Source organism: Kumtagia sp. (assembly GCF_059502445.1).
The window spans coordinates 21,024-35,853 of the sequence record NZ_JCACER010000067.1; the positions used below are offsets into that span (position 1 = coordinate 21,024).

Below are 14,830 nucleotides of genomic sequence, written 5' to 3' on the forward strand. Positions count from 1 at the left end.
CAGCGGCATGCAGCAGCCCCCTCGAATCCTGATCATAGGCACCGGAGATACCAAGGCCGACGAGCTGGACTTCATGCGCGCCAAGGTTCGCGAGGCCGGCGGCGTGCCCATCATGCTCGATGTGAGCATCCTCGGCGATCCTCCATACGTGCCGGAACACGACAAGCACGCCGTCGCGGAGGCCGCCGGGTCGAGCATCGCCGACATCGTCGCGCTCGGCGACGAGAACGGCGCGATGACCGTGATGGCGGCCGGCGCCGCCGCGCTGACGAAGCGGCTTCACGACGAAGGCGCAATCGACGGCTTCGTCGCGCTCGGCGGCACCATGGGCACCGACCTCGCGCTGGACGTCGCGCTGGCGCTGCCGCTCGGCGTGCCGAAATTCGTGGTCTCCACCATCGCCTACTCGCATCTGGTGCCGCCCGAGCGCATCGCCACAGACCTGATGATGATCCTGTGGGCGGGTGGCCTCTACGGACTGAACTCGACCTGCCGTGCGGTGCTGTCGCAGGCCTGCGGGGCGGTGGTCGGCGCGGCGCGCGCCGCCGAGCGGCCGGGCCGCGAGCGGCCCGTGGTTGCCATCAGTTCGCTCGGCAAAAGCTGCCTGACCTACATGGTGACGCTGAAGCCGGAGCTGGAGAAGCGCGGCTACGAGGTGGTGGTCTTCCATACGACCGGCATGGGTGGACGGGCGCTGGAGGCGATCGCCGCGCAGCGCGGCTTCGCCGCCGTGCTCGACTTCAGCCTGCAGGAATTGGCCAATCACCTGTCGGGCTCCGTCGTCAGTTCCGGCGCCGACAGGCTGGAGAATGCGGGCCTCTGCGGCGTGCCTCAGATCGTCGCGCCGGGCGCCATCGACATGGTCGATTTCCCCACCTGGCAGCCGGTGCCGGAGCGCTTCGCGGACCGTCCCTACCATGCGCACAACCGGCTGCTCGCCTCGGTGACCAGCGACGGCGAGGCGCGCCGGGAGATCGCGCGGGCGATCGGCCGCAAGCTGGGCGCCGCCGGCGCGCCGACCGCCTTCATCCTGCCGACCGGCGGCATTCAGCAATGGGACCGGGAAGGCGAGCCGCTACATGAACCCGAGGCGCTGGCCGCCTTCGTCGACGAGATGCGCCGCGGCGTGCCGGAGGGAGTGCTGTTCCGCGAGATCGCCGAGCACATCAACAGCCGCGCTTTCGTCGACACCGCGCTGGCGATCTTCGACGCCTGGGTGGCGGACGGCGTGATCGCGCCCGGCGCCGTGGAGCCCGCGTCGGCATGAGCGTGCCGAAAGCTCTCGTCCTCGATTTCGGCGGCGTCGTCACGCGCACGCTGTTCGAGACCCACGACCTGACGGAACGGGCGCTCGGCCTGCCCACAGGCACGCTGCAATGGCGCGGTCCGTTCGAGCCGGGCTCGGATCCCCTGTGGCGCGCCATGCAGGCCGGCGAGATCAGCGAGCGCGACTACTGGCTGACGCGCACCCGCGAGGTCGGGCGGCTCGTCGGCGAGGAATGGCAGCGCATGGAGACATTCGTGCGGCGTGCCCGCGGCGCCGATCCCGAGGCGGTCGTGCGTCCCGAGGCTGCCGCCGCCATCCGCATCGCGCACGATGCCGGTATCCGCCTCGCCATCCTTTCCAACGAGCTCGACCTCTTCTACGGCGCGGATTTTCGCGCCAGGCTGCCGTTGCTGTCGCTGTTCGAGGCGATCGTCGACGCGACCTATACGCAGGTGCTCAAGCCCGATGCGCGTGCCTATGCCGCCGTGGCCGAGGCGCTCGGCCTGCCGGCTGAAGACTGCGTGTTCGTCGACGACCAGCATCGCAACAGCGCCGGCGCAGACGCCGCCGGCATGCGCGCCGTGCTGTTCGACGTGCGCGATCCGTTCCGATCCTTCGATGAGGCGCTGGGCCATTTCGGACTCGCCCTCGCCATGCCCGAGAGGTCCATCCATGCGTGACGCGAATTTTCTCGCCGAGAACAATGCCCGGCACATCTGGCACCCGATGGCGCATCCCGCCGAGATGCAGGCCAGCCCGCCGCGCGTCATCATGAAGGGCGAAGGCGTCCACGTCACCGACGTCGACGGACGCACGGTGCTGGATGCGGTCGGCGGGCTGTGGAACGTCAATCTCGGCTACAGTTGCGACCCGATCAAGCAGGCGATCGCCAGGCAGCTCGACGCGCTGCCCTACTACTCCGGCTTCCGCGGAACCTCGACCGGCCCGTCGATCGAGCTCGCCTGGGAACTCGCGCAGTGGTTCGAGCCGGAAGGCATGACACGCGCCTTCTTCACCTCCGGCGGCTCGGATTCGGTGGAAACCGCGCTCCGGCTCGCGCGCCAGTACTGGAAGATCAGGGGGCAGGGCGACCGGGTGAAATTCCTGGCGCTGAAGAAGGGCTATCACGGCACGCATTTCGGCGGCGCGTCGGTCAACGGCAACGCCAATTTCCGCCGCAACTACGAACCGCTGATGCCCGGCGTGTTCCACATCCCCGCGCCCTACACCTACCGCAATCCCTTCGACGAAACCGACCCCGAGCGGCTGGCGCGGCTCTGCGCGAGGGCTCTGGAGGACGAGATCGCCTTCCAGGGCGCGGATACCGTCGCTGCCTTCATCATGGAGCCGGTGCTCGGCGCCGGCGGCGTGGTCGTGCCGCATCCGTCCTTCATGACCCTGGTGCGCGAAATCTGCGACCGCCACGACATCCTGCTGATCGCCGACGAGGTGGTGACCGGTTTCGGCCGCGCCGGCGAATGGGCGGGTTCGCGCATCGGCAAGGTGAAGCCCGACATGATGACGATCGCCAAGGCGATCACGTCGGGCTATTTCCCGCTTGGCGCGACGCTCATCGGCGGGCGTGTCGCCGACGTGTTCGAGGCCGACAGGACGAGCTTCGGCGCCATCGGCCACGGCTACACCTATTCCGGCCACCCGGTGGGCTGTGCCGCCGGCCTCGCCGCGCTGGCCGAAACCAGGCGTCTCGATCTGGCGAGAAACGCGGCCGCGCGCGGCGAGGAGCTGGCCTCGGTTCTGGAGGCGCTGAAGGTCAAGCACCATCTCGTCGGCGACGTCCGCTGCAAGGGCCTGATGGCGGCCCTGGAACTGGTTTCCGACCGGACGACCAGGAAGGCGGCCGGCAAGGCCGTGATGACGGCCGTCGCCGATGCGGCCTACGAAGCGGGCGTGATGCTGCGCGTCTCGGGATCGAACATCATCCTCTCGCCGCCGCTGGTGCTGACGCCGAAGGACGTGCGCACCATCGGCGAGGCGCTCGACGCCGGCCTCGCCGCGGCCTGATCGTCGGAGCGCCGGCGGATTCTCCGCCCCTTGTCGAAACGGGCGCAGGGGGATTTTTCGCCGTCGTGCCTGTCAGCAGTCGCCAACCCGCTGGCGATCGACGCCACTTGTCTGCCCGGCGGGCGTGTCCGCCGTCTCTTCCCGAGCGAGCCGCCCCGCGCCTGCGGGTTCGCGTCCAATCGGAAGCCACCTGGCGCGTCGAAGCGCCGGTGGTTAGGCAGCCGGCATGCCTCTGCCTAAATATTCCAAAACCTATTCTTGTATACCAGAATGACATATCATATACCTGGCGTAGAGGGGAAAACATGTTGGGCGAGCGACTCAAGAACGGCATTGCCGATCTCATTCTGGCCGGTTCCCTGAAGCCGGGAGACAGGCTCGACGAGCAGGAGCTGGCCGAGCGCTTCGGCGTGTCGCGCACGCCGGTGCGCGAGGCGCTGCACCAGCTCGCGGTCGCCGGCCTCGTCGAGATGCGGCCGCGTCGGCCGACGCTGGTGCGCAGGCTGAGCAACGCGGATCTGGCCGATTCCTTCGAGGCTCTCGGCGAGATCGAAGGTCTTTGCGCGCGCTACGCCGCGGAAAGGATGACCCACGCCGAAAGGCTGCAGCTTCGCGAGATCATGCAAAGGGCGGCGGCCGCCGTGGCCGGCGACGACGCGGCGACTTATCGCGAGCTGGACGCGGAGTTTCATTCGCTGATCCACGCCGGCGCCCACAATGTCAGTCTTCGCCGCATCGCGGAGCAGGTGCGCATGCAGACCGCGCCCTATAGCTCGGCGCCTTACACGATGCAGGGTTACACGCCCCAGATCTCGGTGCCGCACGGCCAACACGAAGCTGTCGTCGCGGCTGTTCTCGATCGCGATCCGGCGCGGGCGCAGGCGGCCATGATCGATCACATCAGCCTTTCGAGCATCACGATCCAGGGCATCCTGAACGATCGCGCCGCCGGCGACCTTGCCGGGGCGGCGGCGGTACGTGTTGGGGCGGGCAAGCAATGAGCGTGCCTGCTGGCGCGCCCGGCCCGGCCGCGACGCGTGCTGCCGCTTCGGCCGTGGCGGACATCCCGGCGAACGAAGCCGTAGCAGGTCGGGGCGGCAAGCCGGCACTGCTGCTCAAAGGAGCCACCAAGCGATACCCGGTTGTGTCGGGGGCACTGACCGCCTTCGAGGATATTTCCGTCGCGGTCGAGCGCGGCGAGTTCGTCGCCGTCGTAGGCCCGTCGGGGTGCGGGAAGTCGTCGCTGCTGAGGGTCGTGGCGGGTTTGGCCGGCCTGTCGGACGGAACCTGCGCCGTGGGCGGCGAGCCGATGTCGGGGCCCCGTCGCGACGTGGGCATCGTCTTCCAGTCGCCGCTTCTGTTTCCGTGGCGCACCGTCATCGAGAACGTGATGCTGCCCGTGGACGTCCAGAAGCTGGATCGCGCCCGCTATCTGGAGGTCGCGCGTCAGCTCCTCGGGCTCGTCGGCCTCTCGGATTTCGAGCGCGCCTACCCGCGCGAGCTCTCCGGCGGCATGCAGCAGCGGGTCGGCATAGCACGGGCGCTGGTGAACGACCCGACCATCCTGCTGATGGACGAGCCGTTCGGCGCGCTCGACGCCATGACACGCGAGCACATGAACGTCGAGCTTCAGCGCCTGTGGCTGGAGCGCCGCAACACCATCCTGTTCATCACCCATTCGATTCCGGAGGCGGTGTTTCTTGCCGATCGCGTCATGGTGATGACGCCGCGGCCGGGACGCGTCGCCGAGATATGCGACATCGACCTGCCGCGCCCGCGCCCGCTCGACATCATGACCGATCCGGCCTTCGGCGAATATGTGCGGCACATAAGGTCCTATTTCGGCGCGCACGGAGGGATGGACTGATGGAGCGGCGCTGGGAACGCGGACCTGTCGGCATCGTCCTGTCCGTCCTGCTCCTCGTCGTGCTGCTGGCGGCGTGGGAGCTGTCCGTCAGCTGGTTCGAGGTGCCGGCCTATCTCGTGCCGACGCCGAGCGCGGTGGTGGTCGGGCTGTGGCGGGGCTTCGCATCCGGCATCTATCTCTTCCACCTGAAGGTAACGCTGGTCGAGATCGTGCTCGGGTTTCTCGCCGGCTCCGCGCTTGGCTTTCTCCTCGGTGCGCTGATCGCCCTCAACCGCACCGTCGCTTACTTCCTCCAGCCCTACGTGCTGGTCTTCCAGACCATACCCAAGGTGGCGCTGGCGCCGCTGATCGTGCTGTGGTTCGGCCTGGGCATCACCTCGAAGGTCGTGTCAGCCGCCATCATCTGCTTCTTCCCGGTGATGGTGAACACGATTACCGGCCTCAACGCAGCCGATCGCGAGCGCATCGATCTGCTTCGGGCGATGGGCGCGTCGCGTTTCCAGATATTCCGCATGCTGCGGCTGCCGGCCGCCGGCGCCTTCATCTTCGCCGGGCTGGAGATCGCCGTGACCTTCGCGCTCATCGGCGCGATCGTCACCGAATTCCTCGGCGCCGAGGCCGGCCTGGGCATGCTCATGCAGAGCATGAACTTCACCATGGACGTGGCCGGATCGTTTTCGGTGATCGTCGTGCTTTCGGCGGTCGGGGTGGTGCTGACCTTCGCGATCACCCTGCTGCGCCGGCGGGTCATATTCTGGGAGGACGGAACGACCGACAAAGCCAAGTAGACCGTCGATCCAACCAAAAGAACAACCTTCGACAGAGGCAGGAACAAGATCATGGGCAAGTATCTGATATCGCTTTTAGTCGCCGCGGTCGCTTCGCTCGCCGGCCATGCCGCCCTGGCTGAGGAAACGGAGGTCAGGCTCGGCTGGTGCAATCCGGCGATCGACATATCGGCCGGAGCGCCGCTGGCGTCGGCGATGGAGTTCGGCTGGTTCGCCGAAAAGGGCGTCAAGCTGACCATCGTGCCGCTGGCCGGCTCCACCGACTGCGTGCTCAACGTCACGACCGGCCAGGTCAAGACCGCCTTCGCCGCGCCGGAGGCCGTCGCCATCATGGCGTCCAAGGGCGGGGCGGTGCAGTATTTCTACACCGGCTTCAACCGCAACATGTTCGGCGTCGCGGTGCCGGAGGGCAGCGACGTCAAGTCGATGGCCGACCTCAAGGGCAAGCGGATCGGCGTCTTCACCATGGCGTCGGTCGGGGTGGTGATCGCCCGCTCGATGGCCAAGGCGGCAGGTCTCGATCCGGACTCCGACATCAGCATCGTCGTCTCGGGCTCGCCGAGCCAGTCGCAGGCGCTTCTCGAAAGCGGCGAGATCGCGGCGATCAGCCATTGGGACATGATCTACGAGACCATCGCCTCGTCGGGCCTGAAGATGCGCAAGCTGGCCGACCCCGCCATGGAGAACTTTCCGTCAAACGGCTTCGTCGCCCTCAAATCCACCATCGAGAAAGAACCCGATGTCCTGGCGGCGGTGGCGCGCGGATACGCGATGGGCGGCATCTTCAGCCGCGACAACCCTGAAGAGGCTGCGCGGTTGTATTTCAAGCATTTCCCCCAGGCGCGCTCGACGGGCCTCTCGCTCGAGGAAGACATCAGGCGCAACATGCCGACGCTCACTGCCGTGGTCCGCTTGTGGGCTCTGCCGGCGGGCCAGGAAAAGTGGGGGTACAGCGCCGCCTCGCAATACCAGGCCTACATCGACTGGCTGAAGGGCCGTGGGGTGCTGGAAGGCGAGATCGCCGGCGAGCGGATCGCCAACAACGCGCTCATCGACGCCATCAACGATTTCGACGAAGGCAAGGCCTCCAGGCCGGATTGATCCCACGGACGTTGCGCGCAGCGCGATGTCCGTTAAAACCTGCGAATGCCCCTCGATCGGGCGCGCATCCGCGCGTCCGCCACGATACCACCAGGCGGGAAGGAAAGCTGAACGCGATGCATGCATACAACGGTCCCGGACGCGCCCCGGCTTTCGCCGCCGAGGCGATGTGCGCCACGTCCCACCCCCTTGCCGCCAGGACCGCGCTGGACATCATCGCGGCGGGTGGAAATGCCGTCGATGCCGCGGTCGCCGGTGCGCTCGTGCTCGGCCTGTGCGAGCCGATGATGTGCGGCCTGGGCGGCGACGCCTTCGCCATGATCCGCGTCCCGGGACGCGACGGCCTGGTCGGCCTCAACGGATCGGGCCGCGCTCCCGCCGCGCTCGACGCGGCGCGCCTGCGCGGCGAAGGGCACACGTCGGTTCCGCTGGAATCGGTCCATTCCATCACCTTGCCGGGAGCCGTCGATACCTTCGACCGGCTGGTCCGCGACTGGGGGAGGCTGGAGCTCGCAGCCGTGCTCGAGCCGGCGATCCGCTACGCCGAACGCGGCGTTCCCGTCTGCCACCGCTCGGCGATCGACTGGGCGAAATACGGTGAGCGACTCCACGGCCCCGGCCGTATCCACTATCTCGACGATGGCAGGCCTTTCGGCCCGGGACGCATGTTCGCGTCGCCGTCGCAGGCCGAGGCGCTGCGGCTCATCGCCAGGGAGGGCCGCGACGCCTTCTACAAAGGCGCCATCATGGAGGACATGCTGGCGACCCTGAAGGCCGCCGGCGGGCTGCACGAGGCGGCCGACTTCGCCGCCGTCGCGGCCGACTATGTCGAGCCGATCGGCACCGCCTATCGCGGCCATGTCCTGACCGAACTGCCGCCCAACGGCCAGGGGGTCACGGCGCTGCTGATCGCCAACATCCTCTCGCGCTTCGATCTCGGCGGCCTCGATCCGAACGGCAGCCGGCGCGTTCATCTCGAGGCCGAGGCCACCAGGCTCGCCTACGGCGCGCGCGACCGATTCGTCGGCGATCCGCGGCACGCTGAGCTGCGCCTGGAGCACATGCTGAGCGACGCGACGGCGGACGCGCTGGCGTCGCTGATCGACCCCCGGCGGGCGACGCCCCATATCGACCGGCGGGCGGAAGCCGTTCACCGCGACACCGTCTACATCTGCGTGGTCGACGGCGACCGGATGGCCGTCTCGCTGATCTATTCGACCTTCTGGCCATTCGGCTCCGGCCTCGCCTCGGAGCGGTACGGCATCAGCTTCCAGAACCGCGGCGCCGGCTTCAGCCTGAGCGAAGGCCACGTCAACGAGCTGAAAGGCTCGCGCCGGCCGCTTCACACGCTGATCCCCGGCTTCATGGAGAAGCCCGGCGCCTTCATCATGCCTTTCGGGGTCATGGGCGGGCCCTATCAGGCCACCGGCCATGCCCATGTGCTGAGCAACATCGCCGACTTCGGCATGGACGTGCAGGAGGCCATCGACAGCCCGCGTAGCTTCGCCGATGCGGAGGAGGGCAGGCTGGTGCTCGAGGCCGGGTTCAGCGACGCGGTCGCGGCCGAACTGGCGGCCATGGGACATGCCGTCACGCGGGCGCCGATCGGAATGGGCGGCGCGCAGGGCATCCAGATCGACCTCGATCGCGGCATCCTGGTAGGCGGATCGGATCCGCGCAAGGACGGCGTCGCCCTCGGCTTCTGACGGCTGCCGGTGGTCCGCCTGTCCGCCGCAGCCTGGCGGCGGCGCAACCCGCCGCTCGTCGCGCCAGGTCCTAAAGCACCCGCGACAGGAATTCGCGCGTGCGCGGCGACTGCGGATTGGCGATCATCTCGCGCGGGTTGCCGCGCTCGACGATCGCGCCGCCGTCCATGAAGATCAGCTGATCGCCGATCTCGCGCGCGAAGCCGATCTCGTGCGTGACCACCACCATCGTCATGCCGCTCCCTGCCAGGTCGCGCATCACCTGCAGCACCTCGCCGACCAGCTCGGGGTCGAGCGCCGACGTCGGCTCGTCGAACAAAAGCACCTTCGGCTTCATCGCCATGGCGCGGGCGATCGCCACGCGCTGCTGCTGGCCGCCGGACAGCTCGCGCGGGTAGCGGTCGATCTTGTCGGACAGGCCGACGCGGGCGAGCAGCACCTCGGCTTCCGCCTTCGCCCGGTCGACCGGCACGCGGCGCACCTGCGTCGGTGCCTCGATCACGTTCTCCATCACCGTCATGTGCGAGAACAGGTTGAAGGACTGGAACAGCATGCCGATCTCGGCGCGCCGCTGGCAGAGCTCGTCGTCCTTGACCTCGTAGAGCCTGTCGCCGCGCAGGTCGTAGCCGACGAATTCGCCGTCGACCAGCAGGATGCCGCCGGTGAGCTTCTCCAAATGGTTGATGCAGCGCAGGAACGTGCTCTTGCCCGATCCGGACGGCCCGATGATGCAGGCGACCGAGCCGGCCGGGACGTCGATGTCGACGCCTTTCAGCACTTCGAGCTGGCCGTAGGACTTGCGCACGCCGCGCGCGAACACCATCGCGTCGGCGGGAACGCCGAAGCGCACCCGGTTCTCGGCCTTCACGTTGCTCATCGCGTAGCTCCCGCCGGCCGCGGCCTGAAGGCGTTGCGCAGGATGCGCATGGTCATAGGTTCGCTGCGGGTCTCGCTGCGGCCGAAATGCCGTTCGAGGAAGTGCTGGCCGACCGACATGATGCTGACCACCGCGAGATACCAGAACGCCACCACGATCAGGAGCGGGATGGTCTCGAAGGTGCGCGCATAGATCGACTGTGCCGAATAGAACAGGTCGTCGACGGCGATGAAAGTCACCAGCGAGGTCATCTTCAACAGGTTGATCGCCTCGTTGCCGGTCGGCGGCACGACGAAGCGCATGGCCTGCGGCAGCACGATGCGCTTCAGGATGGTGCGGTAGGGCATGCCGAGCGCGCTCGCCGCCTCCGCCTGGCCGCTCGGCACCGACTTGATGCCGGCGCGGATGATTTCGGCCATGTAGCCCGCCTCGCACAGCGAGAGCGCCACGACGGCCGACAGGAAGGGCGTCATGAAATCGTTGGTGCGCACCGAAAAGACGGTGCCGACGACCGGCAGGGTCAGCGAGAATTCGCGCACCAGCAGGGCGAGGTTGAACCAGAAGATCAGCTGGATCAGCGCCGGCACGCCGCGGAAGAACCAGACATAGGCGCCGGCGAAGGCGCGCAGCACCGGGCTAGGCGACACCCGCATGATGGCGATGACGGTGCCGATGACGATCGCCGCCGCCATGATGATGACGGTCAGGATCAGCGTGTTGCCGAGCCCGCGCATGATCGAGGGATGGAACAGGTAGTTCGCCGCCGTGCCCCAGGCGAAGGCGGGATTGCTGGCGAAGGCGCGGACGACGAAGAAGGCGACCAGCAGGGCAAGGGCCGTCCCGATCCAGATGCCGTAGTGCCGCCGCGGCACCACCACCAGCCTGTCGGCCGGCGCAACGGCCGGCCGGGCACTGAGGTCGCTTCCTTCGGCCGTGCTCATCGTCTCCCCGCGGTCCAGTCCGGATAGGTCGGCGCCGGGACGGGCCCGGCGCCGGAATGGTCATTCGGCACGCAGCGCGTCCATGCTGCCGACGAAATACGGCTCCTTGATCGCATAGGCGCCCATCCCGTACTTGTCGAGGATCGCCTGGTAGGTGCCGTTCCTGAACAGCTCGGCGAGCGCGGCGACCATCATGTCGGCGGTTCCCTTGTCGTCCTTGGCGATCGCCAGGCCGAGCGGGGCGATGTCGTAGAGCGTCGGCAGCACGACCAGCTGGCCGTTGCTGGTGACCTCGAAGTAGCTCGACGAGGTGGCGTCGTCCAGGCGCGCGTCGATGCGGTCCGACAGCACCGCCTGGATGATGTCGGTGGACGAATTGAAGACCGACTTCTCGATCGCCTTCTGGCCCTTGTCGGTGCAATCCTTGCTGAGCTTGTCGGCCAGGAAGTCGGAGGCGCTGCCCGCCGATACGCCGATGCGCTTGCCGCACAGCCCGGTATCGCCGGCGAAGCCGTCCTTCTTGTCCGGCGAGGTCGAGGCGGCGATGCCCGCCTTGATGAACATCACGAAATCGACCTGCGCCAGGCGCTCGGGGTTGGCGGAAAAAGTCTCCCAGGCGATCTTGAAACGGCCGGCGGCCAGGCCGGGGATCATGGTGGGGAACGGCGTGCGCTGGACGTCCAGCTTGGCGTCCACCAGCTTTGCCACCTCGCCGGCGAGCTCGATGATGATGCCGGTCTGCTTGCCGTCGGCATCGAGATATTCGAACGGCGCGAAATCGAGCGTGTTGGCGATCGTCAGCGTCCCCGTCTGCTCGACATCCGGCGATTTCGGCACGTCGGCGGCCATCGCCGCCGCGCTCCATGCCGTGGCGACTGCGGCAAGGCCGAGGCCCGCCAGTCGAAAGAAATGTTTCGTCATTCCCACTCTCCTCTGGATTTTTGTGATGATCTTGTCCGCCCTGCCAGGTTGGAGGCAGGCCAGTCGCATGCGTTTTACCCCCACCCCTGGCCCCTCCCCACAAGGGGGAGGGGGACCGGCTTGCAGCTCCGCCTGGTGCCCATCGTCGACGGTTTCGTTCGGCATGGCGGCAGCAAAGTCCCCCTCCCCCTTGAGGGGAGGGGTTAGGGGTGGGGGTACAAAGCGGCGAAAGTCCTCGTCGTCTGTCATGCGCAATTTCCCTGCGTCGGAAGGGGACGGCCAGGCATGGCACCAGGCCGTATTCCCACCCGCCGGTCAGGCGTCCCCGGCTTCGGCCGCCAGCTTCTTGCGATAGTGATAGTTCTTGTCGATGCGCTCCATCAGGTAGTCGCCATATTCGACCGGCCCGTATTTCGGCGCCGTGCCCTGCGGCACGCAGACCGGCAGTGCCTCGATCATCGCTTCCATCGACGGATCGAAGAAGAACGGCTGCGAATAGCGCTCCCGCCCCGAGCGGTTGATCACCCGGTGCGGCGTCGACACGAACTGGTCGTTCGACCAGCGGGCAAGGATGTCGCCGACATTCATCACGAAGGAGTCCGGCACCGGTGGGGCAGGGACCCAGTCGCCGGCCTTGTTCTTGACCTCCAGGCCGCCGACGTCGTCCTGCGCCAGCAGCGTGATGAATCCGTAGTCGGTGTGCGGGGCGGAGCCGAACAGACCCTCCTCCTTCGGCTGGGTCGGGTAGTGCAGCAGCCGCAGGAAGGTGGTCGGGTCGTCGAAATGGCGGTCGAGGCTGTCGGCCGGCAGGCCGAGCGAGATCGAGATCGCGCCGACCATTTTGCGCGCCAGCGTGCTCATCGCGTCGACATAGCGCTGGATGGTCGCGTGGAAGCCTGGCAGCACCGCCTCGTCCGGCCATTGGTTGGGGCCCTGCAGCGGCTTGCCGGCCAGCGCGCGCGGATCGTCGCTCTCGACCTCGTGCATGAAGAAGATCGATTCGCTCTGGTTCGGCTTGCTGACGGTTGCGACCGAGGAGGTGACGATGGTCGAGCCGGCGAAGGGCAGGTAGCCGCGGAAATTCTTGTCGATCTTGAGTGCGAGCTTCTGCTCCTCCGGCAGCGCGAAGAAGCGCTTGCTCGCCTCGCGCACGGCTTCCACGTCGGCGCGCGGGATCGGATGGCCGACGACATAGAGGAACCCGATGTTTTCCAGATAGCCCCGCAGCGTCGATGCGATGTCGCGGATCGCCGCTTCGTCGCCGCCGTAGAGGCCCGAGACGTCCAGCATGGGAATCTCGGAAAAATCGCCGCGCTCGCTTGCAGCCATGGTTGCCGTCCTGCCTTGAACATAAGATACAGTACTGTATCTCTACACATCGGCGTGCTATCGGCAAGCCCCATCGAATGCAAGCAGGATCGGACGAAAATGGCGCCCCGAAAAATCATCATCGACACCGATCCGGGCCAGGACGACGCCTTCGCGATCCTGTTCGCGCTGGGCTCGCCGGCGGAGCTCGAGGTGGTCGGCATCACGACGGTCGGCGGCAACGTGCCGCTCGCCCTGACCTCGAAGAACGCCCTGAAGGTGGTCGAGCTCGGCGGGCGTGCGGACGTGCCGGTCTATGCCGGCTGCCCGGCGCCGATGGTGCGCAAGCTGGTCACCGCAGAGTACGTCCACGGCGAGACCGGCCTCGACGGCGCCGAGCTGCCCGAGCCGGTGACGCCGCTGCAGAGCGAGCATGCCGTCAACTACCTGACACGCGCCATCATGGACGCGCCGGAAGGCGAAATCACCGTCTGCACGCTCGGGCCGATGACCAATCTCGCCATGGCGATGACGATGGAGCCGCGCATCATCCCGCGTATCCGCGAGGTGGTGCTGATGGGCGGCGGCTTCTTCGAGGGCGGCAACGCCACGCCGGCGGCCGAGTTCAACATCTTCGTCGACCCGCACGCCGCCCACAAGGTCTTCCACTCCGGCGTGCCGGTGACCATGGCGTCGATCGACTGCACCTACAGCGCGCAGATGACGCCGGAATGGCTGGACCGGCTGCGCGCCACCGGCAGCCGCGCCGCGATCGAGGCGGCGAACATGGCGGACTTTTTCCGCCAGTACGGCAGCCACAAGTTCCCGACGGCCGCCCGGCCCATCCATGACGCCTGCGTCACCGGCTATCTCCTGGCGCCGCAGGTCTACGAGCAGCGCCAGTGCCATGTGACCGTCGACATCGTCTCGCCGGAGACGATCGGCATGACCGTGGTCGACTGGTGGCACGTCACCGGCCGCCCGAAAAACTGCAACGTGCTGCGGCGCATCGATCCGGCGCCCTTCTTCGAGCTGATGCTGGAGCGCATCGGCGCGCTGCCGTGATCAACGAGCGGTGGACGGCCGATTTGGCGCCTTTCGCCGGCGGCCGCCATCAGATGTATTGGCCGGGAAGATCGGCCGGACCGCGAGCGTCCGGCGGTTTTTCGCAGTTCATGGAGCGATGAAGCCTGGTGAAGCCAAAACGGCCGTCCGCTAGTTCCCCAGATAAGCCGCCTCGCTCGGCCGCGCCGCGCCAGACGCTCAGCCGCGAGGCCTGGGTCGCGGCGGCGCGCAAGGTGCTGGAGAAGCGTGGCATCGCCGAGGTGAAGATCGACCGGCTGGCCCGGCGCTTCAGGGTGACGCGCGGCAGCTTCTACTTTCACTTCTCCAGTCTGAAGGACCTTCACGACGAGCTTCTGCAGGAATGGCGCCGCGCCAACTGCGCGCCCTTCCGGGCGCTGCGCGCGACGGCCGAGATAGACGGCTACACGCTCTTCTCCACCATCGTCCATGTCTGGGTCGACGAGGATCCGTTCAGCCCGCAGCTCGACCTCGCCGTGCGCGACTGGGCGCGCACCTCGCGCGCCCTCGACAAGGAAGTGGCGGAGATCGACGATCTGCGCATCTCGCTGCTGGAGCGCGCCTTCCGGGCGATGGGCTATTCAGCGGACGAGAGCATCGTGCGCGCCCGTATCACCTATTTCCACCAGATCGGCCAATACGCCATCTCCTTCAAGGAAGACCCGGCGCAGCGCAAGCGCTACCAGCCGCTGTTCGGCCAGGTCCTGCTCGGCCCGCTGGTCGAGGAGCCGGGCGCGCGAAAGGAGCCGGCGGCATCCGATGCCGGTTCTTGACCGCTGAAGCCCCCTCTCCGTCTCGCCCTTCGGGCTCGCCACCTCTCCCCACTTTCGTGGGGGCGAGGAACCGCTGCCGCGATGCCGGCGCCTCTCCAGCCTGGGTTCCTCGCCCCCACGCAGTGGCTACGGCATGCACACATCTTGGTCGTTTGTGGTGCGGCGGATTGACTCGG

Annotated in this window: 14 protein-coding genes; 10 read left to right on the top strand and 4 right to left on the bottom strand. The window is 67.5% G+C overall.

The features are described from left to right. Positions 1-7 precede the first annotated feature (7 nt). From AC5JDC_RS18865 to AC5JDC_RS18900, 8 genes are all read left to right on the top strand, one after another. On the top strand, positions 8-1,267 hold the full coding sequence (locus AC5JDC_RS18865; protein ID WP_495843566.1) for a Tm-1-like ATP-binding domain-containing protein: 1,260 nt from the start codon (positions 8-10) through the stop codon (positions 1,265-1,267). After that, entirely contained in the window at positions 1,264-1,947 is a 684-nt protein-coding gene (locus AC5JDC_RS18870; RefSeq protein ID WP_495843568.1) for an HAD family hydrolase, read from the top strand. The genes AC5JDC_RS18865 and AC5JDC_RS18870 overlap by 4 nt, the downstream gene beginning before the upstream one ends. Beyond that, positions 1,940-3,289: an aminotransferase class III-fold pyridoxal phosphate-dependent enzyme gene (locus AC5JDC_RS18875; RefSeq protein WP_495843570.1), complete on the top strand. Its 1,350-nt coding sequence runs from the start codon at positions 1,940-1,942 to the stop codon at positions 3,287-3,289. The genes AC5JDC_RS18870 and AC5JDC_RS18875 overlap by 8 nt, the downstream gene beginning before the upstream one ends. A 308-nt stretch (positions 3,290-3,597) precedes the next feature. Further along, positions 3,598-4,290 (top strand): GntR family transcriptional regulator, encoded by a 693-nt coding sequence (locus AC5JDC_RS18880; protein ID WP_495843572.1) that lies wholly within the window; start codon positions 3,598-3,600, stop codon positions 4,288-4,290. Further along, positions 4,287-5,156, top strand: coding sequence for an ABC transporter ATP-binding protein (locus AC5JDC_RS18885; RefSeq protein WP_495843574.1), 870 nt, complete (start codon positions 4,287-4,289; stop codon positions 5,154-5,156). The genes AC5JDC_RS18880 and AC5JDC_RS18885 overlap by 4 nt, the downstream gene beginning before the upstream one ends. Beyond that, entirely contained in the window at positions 5,156-5,944 is a 789-nt protein-coding gene (locus AC5JDC_RS18890; RefSeq protein ID WP_495843576.1) for an ABC transporter permease, read from the top strand. Before AC5JDC_RS18885 ends, AC5JDC_RS18890 begins: the two co-directional genes overlap by 1 nt. 51 nt (positions 5,945-5,995) lie before the next feature. After that, on the top strand, positions 5,996-7,045 hold the full coding sequence (locus AC5JDC_RS18895; protein ID WP_495843578.1) for an ABC transporter substrate-binding protein: 1,050 nt from the start codon (positions 5,996-5,998) through the stop codon (positions 7,043-7,045). A 116-nt stretch (positions 7,046-7,161) separates the two neighbouring features. Next, complete coding sequence (locus AC5JDC_RS18900) at positions 7,162-8,751, top strand: gamma-glutamyltransferase family protein (RefSeq protein ID WP_495843580.1); 1,590 nt, start codon at positions 7,162-7,164, stop codon at positions 8,749-8,751. Between the two features lie 70 nt (positions 8,752-8,821). Here the strand turns inward: AC5JDC_RS18900 and AC5JDC_RS18905 are convergent, their stop codons facing one another. From AC5JDC_RS18905 to AC5JDC_RS18920, 4 genes are all read right to left on the bottom strand, one after another. Continuing rightward, on the bottom strand, positions 8,822-9,628 hold the full coding sequence (locus tag AC5JDC_RS18905) for an amino acid ABC transporter ATP-binding protein (RefSeq protein WP_106770465.1): 807 nt from the start codon (positions 9,626-9,628) through the stop codon (positions 8,822-8,824). Beyond that, positions 9,625-10,569 carry an amino acid ABC transporter permease gene (locus AC5JDC_RS18910; RefSeq protein WP_495843583.1) on the bottom strand — a complete coding sequence of 315 codons (945 nt, stop codon included), beginning with the start codon at positions 10,567-10,569 and terminating at the stop codon, positions 9,625-9,627. Before AC5JDC_RS18910 ends, AC5JDC_RS18905 begins: the two co-directional genes overlap by 4 nt. Before the next feature lie 60 nt (positions 10,570-10,629). Next, positions 10,630-11,490 (bottom strand): ABC transporter substrate-binding protein, encoded by an 861-nt coding sequence (locus tag AC5JDC_RS18915; protein ID WP_495843585.1) that lies wholly within the window; start codon positions 11,488-11,490, stop codon positions 10,630-10,632. A 315-nt stretch (positions 11,491-11,805) separates the two neighbouring features. After that, on the bottom strand, positions 11,806-12,819 hold the full coding sequence (locus AC5JDC_RS18920) for an isopenicillin N synthase family dioxygenase (protein WP_495843587.1): 1,014 nt from the start codon (positions 12,817-12,819) through the stop codon (positions 11,806-11,808). A gap of 99 nt (positions 12,820-12,918) precedes the next feature. On the opposite strand from AC5JDC_RS18920, the gene AC5JDC_RS18925 reads away from it, so the two are divergent. Further along, positions 12,919-13,863 carry a nucleoside hydrolase gene (locus AC5JDC_RS18925; RefSeq protein WP_495843589.1) on the top strand — a complete coding sequence of 315 codons (945 nt, stop codon included), beginning with the start codon at positions 12,919-12,921 and terminating at the stop codon, positions 13,861-13,863. A gap of 128 nt (positions 13,864-13,991) precedes the next feature. After that, positions 13,992-14,654: a TetR/AcrR family transcriptional regulator gene (locus AC5JDC_RS18930; protein ID WP_165815945.1), complete on the top strand. Its 663-nt coding sequence runs from the start codon at positions 13,992-13,994 to the stop codon at positions 14,652-14,654. Positions 14,655-14,830 lie beyond the last annotated feature (176 nt).